Origin of the sequence: Mycobacterium sp., assembly GCF_050701515.1 — a bacterium.
Lineage (GTDB): Bacteria > Actinomycetota > Actinomycetes > Mycobacteriales > Mycobacteriaceae > Mycobacterium.
On sequence record NZ_JBOGDB010000014.1, the window covers coordinates 1 to 5,041 of the forward strand.

Sequence of the window (5,041 nt, forward strand, 5' to 3'; positions counted from 1 at the left end):
CTGTTCGAGATCGACGACGTCGTCGACCCCGCCGACACCCGCAGGCTGATCGCCGCCACCCTGACAGCCGCGACGGCGCGGACCGAGGATCGTCCACCCCGTCGGTTCATCGACACCTGGTGAGCGAAAAAGGAGCGGTGCCGCCCTCAAACCTGTAGTTAGCGCGGAAAAGTGTGAGTAGCGAAGACGGCACCTACAGATTCGACGTCGATCAGGTGACCGCCAGCGCCGCGGCGCTGCGGCGGAGGCGGCCATCCCCGCGGTGATCGCGGTCGAGGTGGCGGTGCCTTTAACAGCCAGTGGCCCGACTGAACCAACCGCTCGAAAGGTAGGTCCTCAACTATGTTCGTGCGGCGGAGTTAGCCCTCGAGCTCATTCAAACCAAACCCATCTGCCTCAATGTGATCGCACTGCTCCAAGCGACCCTAGTAGAGGGAACGCGTGGCGATAGCTGGGACAACGGTCAGCCGCGGGAGTCCAACGTGTACATCGGCGAACAATTGGTCGAGCTTGGGGCGCTGCGAGAGCTGCCGGGAGTCTTCGCTTATGGGGTCGTTCGTCGACACCTGGTAGGTCAGGTGACCGCCAACGCGGCGACGATGGCACGACGCATGTCGTCGTCGTTGACGATCAGGTCGTCGTCGGCGGCCTGAGCCAGCAGCTGTGGCGGGGTGGAGCTCAACCGGCGGGCCCGCTCGTGCTTGCAGTGCGCGATGACCTTGCGGGCGAACCTGCCGTTGCCGGCGGTGTCCAGCGCGGTGCCCTGTTCGATGGGGGTGTCGCGCAGCCGAGCCGCCTCGTCCCGCAGCAGCGGCCAGGCGGAGTCGGCGATCGCGATCTTTTCCTTGGCGGCGATCAGCTGACCGATCTGCACGATCTCGTCCGGGGTGTAGCTGGTGAACGACAAGGTCAGGTGGAACCGGGATGCCAGGCCGGGATTGGCCTGCATGAAGCGGCGCATCTCCTTGGGATAACCCGCAACGATCACCACCAGCCGGTCACGGAAGTCCTCCATGTACTTCAGCAGCGTGTTGATCGCATCCTTGCCGAACGAGTGGCCCTCGTGCTCCGGTGCCAGCCGGTAGGCCTCGTCGATGAAAAGCACGCCGCCCAAGGCTGATTCGCACACTTCCTTCATCCGGGCGGCGGTCTGCGATATGTAACCGACGACGAGGTCTTCCTCGGTGACCTCGACGACCGTCGGGTGCTCGATCTTGCCGAGCCCGAACAGGAACTCCGCCGCGATCCGGGCGAACGACGTCTTCGCGGTGCCGGGCGGCCCCTCCAGCACCATGTGGTTCTCGTTTGTCATCGACGTCTCCTCGCCCCGCTCGGCCAGGATCTGATCGATCTGGATCTCGGTGCGCCATACCGTGATCTGTTCCTTCGGACCGGTCAGCCCGATCAGCTCGTCCAGCTTGCGCTGCGCCTCGGCGAGCACAACGTCCTTCTGCTCCTCCAGGGCGGCGGCGGCGCGCTGCGCCTTGGACGTCTCGGTGCTCGGATCCCACGGATCGGTCCGAGTGGCGATGGTCTCGGAGTCGGTGACGATCAATCGATAGCCCGGGTTGGCCACCGCCTGCGCAGCGGCCTCGAGCAGCACGCCGTTGTTGGTGGCCTGCTCGAACGCCGCGCGCGCGGCCTCCTCCTGGCCGAGTTCGCGCAGGCACCAGCCCTTCGTCAGCGCGGCGTCGGCGGCGATGTACTGGTTCTTCGTCGACACGGTGCTGGCACGGTCCAGCGCGGTTTGAAACTGCCCGATGCTGGCGGCGGCCGCGGCGGCGAGCGTGTCGACCCCGGCGGTCAGGTCGTCGACGACGTGGGTGGCATGTGCGGGCGGCGACTTGGCGGTGATCATCAGGACATCCGGCCAGCGCTGCGCCAGATGGTGAGCGGCGGCCCCGATGAACTGGGCCCACTGGGCGGCCATCGCGTCGCCGGTAACGACGGGGTCGTCGAGCACCTCCGCCGCCTCGGCGTACCGCCGTTCGGTGATCAACGCCGTCACGTACGCCAGCGTCATCGTCGATCGCGACCACACCGGCATCGTCACGTACAGCGGCGCGTCGACCCGGGCGTGCAGGTCGCCGTCCACCAATCCGATCCGCCGGGTCTCCCGGTACAGCGACCGCGAATTACGGTGCGCCGCTTCCAGCACATCGATGGCCTGATCCCGACAGGCGATCCTGCCGAGCCAAGCATCCGACATCGTCGGCTGGGCGGCGGTGATCGCGATGAAGCTGGCCAGCGCCTGACGGGTGTCGCCGGCCTTGTAGCTCTCGATCGCAGCGTCGAAGGCGCGGCGCTGATCGGTCGGGGCAGTCATCGAAACCCGCTGTCTCCTATGCGGTCTGGCCGGCGGCGCCCAGGAAGGGTTGCTCGGCTTTGAACGTAGCGATATGCACATCGGTGGTGAACGCCGCGGTGGCGATCCGGACCGTGGACGCCGAGATCTGCGTGAACGACATGTCCGGTGTCGGTGCGTCGTCATCGTTGTCACCGATGGTGATCACGGTCGACGCCAAACCGGCCGCCGGCGGCCCACCGGCACGGTCGCTGACAATGATCGACGGCACGAACTCCGGCGGATGCAACCTGTCGACCACCGCGATCAGCGGCTGCTCCAACTGGCGCCACCGGGCGGGCTGGTCGGTGTAGATCGCGATGCGTTCACCGACCGCGGCCGCCCGTACCAGCAGTTGGCAGGCATAGGGCATACCGGTGTGCAGGCTGATGCGGGTGGCCTGATCCGGATCGGTCAACGACAGCAACAGCAGGTCGCCGCGCTGCGTGGTACCGACAAGAACACCCGAGGAACCGACCGGCAGGTCCAGCGGCGCGGCGTCCAGCGGCCGGCCCGGCAACCCGTCCCACCGCCGCGGCAGCGGGGACGAGTGCATCGCCGCGGGGCCCTGGTCACCGGGCAGCGGGTTGAGAAGGAGGGTGGGCGCACTGGCCGGCGCCTGCGGATCGTTGACTCGCACCAACGCCGACACCCAGGTGCGGCCTTCGCCTGCGCCGCGGTGCTTGGTCAACGAAAGTGTCTGCACCACCGCATCGGAACGCAACGCCCACATCTGGTTGAGGGTGTTGGTGGTGATGTCCTCGGGGGAGAAGTAGTAGGACGTCAGGAAGCCGGGGTGGGCCTCGATTGAACGCCACCCCTCGGTCGGCGCCACCGGTGCGGGCGTGCGGGGCATGCCGGGGGGCACGTCGGGTGCCGCGTCGGCGGGCACCACCGCCAGGCCGGCACCCAGTTCGGCAAGCGCTGCATCGAGATCCTTGGCGGTCAACGCGTGGGCCCGCACGCCGCGTTGCAACAGCGCGTTGACGATCCGTTCGGTAGCCGCCGCCGCGGTGGCACCGACCGACGACCGGTAGGCCAGCCCCGCCACCGACTGCTCGAGGTCCAGGCGCACCACCAGATACGTGCGGCGCTGCCCGGCCGCCGGACGGTCGGCGAGCAGGGTGGAATACAGCGGCGGATAGCCGATGCCGCGCCGCACCCGTAGCCCGCTGGACACCACATCGATGCCGGCCAATCGGATCCCGCCGGGTTGATCGAGCAGGCCGGTCAACGCCTCCAGTGGCAACAGGTTGGGCGTCAGCGCGGTGGCCGACCCGGTCAGCACCGTCGGCGAGTAGGCCTGGCCGGTCACATCGATCATCGTGATGGCCTCACAATCGAGGCGGTCGGAGACCCGCACGCCGTACAGCGCGGCACCGTGCGGAATGTCGATGGCCGCGTCCATCGACTCGCTACGCCGTCGCCGCCGCCACCAACGAACGCGGTCGACGAACCACCGAACGGCGTTGCGGCGGTGCACCGTTACCAGGAACGCGGCGACCGCCGCGACGGCCACCGCAACCGCAGGCCACCACGACGCCCGCCCGGGCGGAAAGATCACCAGGGCGGCGATCACCGCCACCTCGACCGCGATCACCGCGGGGATGGCCGCGTTGACCCCGACGGCTCGCGCCTTCATGACCGCCTCCGCCGCAGCGCCGCCGCACCCACCACGATCGCGGCCAGCGCCCCGACCACCGCCGCGCCGATCAGCGCGGTGTGCCGCGGGCGCAGATCCGGCGGAGGAGGCGGAGCGGGCACATCCAGCAGGGAGGTGAGGTGCTCGGGCGGTAGCCGGTCGCCCGGCGCCACGTCGAAGGTGAGCGCCGCGACGGGGTCGATAACGCCATGGCCGACCTTGTTGTCGACACCGCGCGGCGGGTTGTGTGCGGTTTCGGTGATCCGCCGAATCACCTGACGCGCGGACAACTGCGGGTACTTCGCCCGGACCAGCGCGGCCACCCCGGAGGTGTACGCGGTGGCGAAACTGGTGCCGGACAACGGGGTTGCCTTGCCGGGTTCGCGGGCGGGCAGGCCGTTGATCGGTGCACCGTTCACGCTCGACAGGCCCATGATCTCCAGGCCGGGCGCTGCGACGCCGACCCACGGCCCGGCGATGCTCTGCGGCAACGGCTGTCCGTCCGGCGCTACCGCGCCGACCGCGAGCACGTAGTCGGTGAACCAGGCCGGCGTGACGATGGTGGAGACATCCTGCCAATCACGAGGATCGTCCGGCCGCAGCGGGTTGAACACCGGGTTCTGCGCGCACGAGTTCCCTTCGCCCTCGTTGCCTGCCGCCGCCACGATGACGATGTCCTTGTCCACCGCGGCATAGCGGATGGCGGCACCCAGCGCCGCCTGGTCGATGGGTGCTGCGGCGTTGATGCACGCCGTCACCGAGATGTTCATGACATCGACGCCAAGGTTGGCCAGGTGCACCACGGCGCGCGCCAGGGTCGCGATATCGCCGGCCTTGCGGCGCATTTCGTCGTTGCCACCCGGCTGGGGTTTAGCCGGACCGAACGCCGAGGACGACTGGCGTACCGATATCAGGGCCGCGTCCGGGGCGACACCGACCACGCCGTCGGGGCTGCCGGGCGGGGGCGGCGGCACCGGGTTGTAGTCACCTTCACCCGGGCCGGCGGCCGGCGCGACGGGGCCCGCTGGCGGAGCCGGTTCCGGCGGCGGTGGCGG

The 5,041-nt window shown here is 69.0% G+C and carries 3 protein-coding genes; all 3 read right to left on the reverse strand.

The features are described from left to right. Positions 1-574: 574 nt before the first annotated feature. The gene (locus ACRDU5_RS01300) at positions 575-2,326 is read right to left on the reverse strand and encodes an AAA family ATPase (protein ID WP_526612416.1); all 1,752 of its coding nucleotides are present in this window, start codon (positions 2,324-2,326) and stop codon (positions 575-577) included. Between the two features lie 16 nt (positions 2,327-2,342). Then, positions 2,343-3,986, reverse strand: coding sequence for a type VII secretion protein EccE (gene eccE, locus ACRDU5_RS01305; RefSeq protein ID WP_526612417.1), 1,644 nt, complete (start codon positions 3,984-3,986; stop codon positions 2,343-2,345). Next, a partial coding sequence (gene mycP / locus ACRDU5_RS01310) for a type VII secretion-associated serine protease mycosin (protein WP_526612418.1) occupies positions 3,983-5,041 on the reverse strand: 1,059 nt, incomplete at its 5' end. The genes eccE and mycP, both read right to left, overlap by 4 nt.